Source organism: Armatimonas sp. (assembly GCF_031410135.1).
Classification (GTDB): Bacteria; Armatimonadota; Armatimonadia; order Armatimonadales; family Armatimonadaceae; genus Armatimonas.
In genome coordinates this window covers 1-1,338 of sequence record NZ_JANNYP010000638.1, presented here as the reverse complement: position 1 = coordinate 1,338, position 1,338 = coordinate 1, and the positions used below count along the sequence as shown (strand labels likewise).

General features: G+C 60.6%; 3 protein-coding genes. 2 read left to right on the top strand and 1 reads right to left on the bottom strand.

Annotated features, from left to right (window positions below; genetic code table 11):
* Positions 1 to 32: 32 nt before the first annotated feature.
* Positions 33 to 617 carry a helix-turn-helix transcriptional regulator gene (locus RMO15_RS23365; RefSeq protein WP_309718063.1) on the bottom strand — a complete coding sequence of 195 codons (585 nt, stop codon included), beginning with the start codon at positions 615 to 617 and terminating at the stop codon, positions 33 to 35.
* Positions 618 to 734: 117 nt separating this feature from the next.
* Between RMO15_RS23365 and RMO15_RS23360 the strand changes: the two genes are divergently transcribed.
* Entirely contained in the window at positions 735 to 908 is a 174-nt protein-coding gene (locus RMO15_RS23360; protein WP_309718057.1) for a hypothetical protein, read from the top strand.
* A partial coding sequence (locus RMO15_RS23355; RefSeq protein ID WP_309718042.1) for a recombinase family protein occupies positions 905 to 1,338 on the top strand: 434 nt, incomplete at its 3' end. The genes RMO15_RS23360 and RMO15_RS23355, both read left to right, overlap by 4 nt.

Here is a 1,338-nt window from a genome sequence, read left to right as displayed (position 1 = left end):
TCCAGAGCACCAGAGTGTCGCCGAAGCGACGCTCACCTGCCCGAGCCATAGCCCCTCCTACGGCGCTTGGGCTCCGGCTCACGGGGAGTCACCATCTCGTCGGTCACGTAAATCTCGGCGGTCTCTGCGATACGAGCCTGCTCTGCCTCGGCGTCTTCTATCTCCTCATAGCTGAACCGGCTCCCCACGATGCCGCGGCTATCGAGCTTCCGGAGAGTCTCGGCCATGTTCTTCGCGGCGACAAGCGCGGCCTCACGGATCAGCTCACGCGACGGCCCATCGAAGTCGTTGAAGCCCTCCATACGGCCCAAGAGCGTATCTATGTCGGGCACGTACTGGAGCTCCGGCTTGTCGTAGCCCGCCACCGCAAGAACTGGCTCGACCTCGATTTCCAGAGCGCCTGCGAGCTTGGTCAGGATCTCCTCGCTTGGCAAGAGATACTGCCCGTCCGACTTGATACAGCCGTTCTCGATCAGGTTCACGTAGCTCGCCGAGATGCCCGCACGCTCTGCAAGAGAGACACGGCTCCAGTTCCGGTCGGCGCGCTGAAGCCGAAGCCAGCGAGCGAAGCGCTGGCCCTGAGCGAGCTGCTCGGGGGTGGGCGGTTTAAGTGCCATGCGCCTATTATGTCACGAAAAATCCCACAAGGCAATCACTATTGCGTAATTCGTAATGACGCGGTACACTCTGGCAATCAACTGTTTGATACCCCATTTCAGTCAAGGAAAGATAGGATGCCAGCTCACCGAAAACCAACTCAGCTCCAGACAACTCTCATCGGCACCGACCGCGAAGAGGTTCTCCGCTCGTTCTGTCAGGCAACCGACGTGCTCCGCCGCGCCGCACTACGCCACAGCGATCCTACGATGCTCTCGATGCCCGCTCCCGACTACCGGAGGGAGCGATGAGACCTAAGAAGAAAGCCCCGCAGCGCTTCGCGATCTACCTACGCTGCTCCACCGACGACCAGCGCTTCGGCGACTTCACGACCATTGACACACAGCGAGAGCTCAACAAAGAGCGAATCACCGAGCTCGGCGGTGAGCTGGTCGCCGAGTACGCGGACGAAGGCAAGACCGGCTCCAACCTTAACCGCGCCGCCTGGCGCAAGATGCTCGCCGATGCCGATATCCGCAAGTTCGATGCGGTGGTCGTGACCTACATGTCTCGCCTCGCGCGTGGCGAAGCCTACCATGTGGCCGAGTATCTCTTGAAAGAAGAGAAAGTCACGGTCGAGCTGGTCAAAGAGAAGTTCTCGCCGGACATGGTCGGGCAGCTTCACAAGGGCCTCCAGATCGTGATGGACGGGAACTACTGCCGCCAGGTCAGCGAGTGGAC

What these genes read in the sequence shown, in the direction of transcription:
- RMO15_RS23365 (WP_309718063.1), bottom strand. Translation starts at nt 617, where the DNA reads ATGGCACTTAAACCGCCCACCCCCGAGCAGCTCGCTCAGGGCCAGCGC.
- RMO15_RS23360 (WP_309718057.1), top strand. Translation starts at nt 735, where the DNA reads ATGCCAGCTCACCGAAAACCAACTCAGCTCCAGACAACTCTCATCGGC.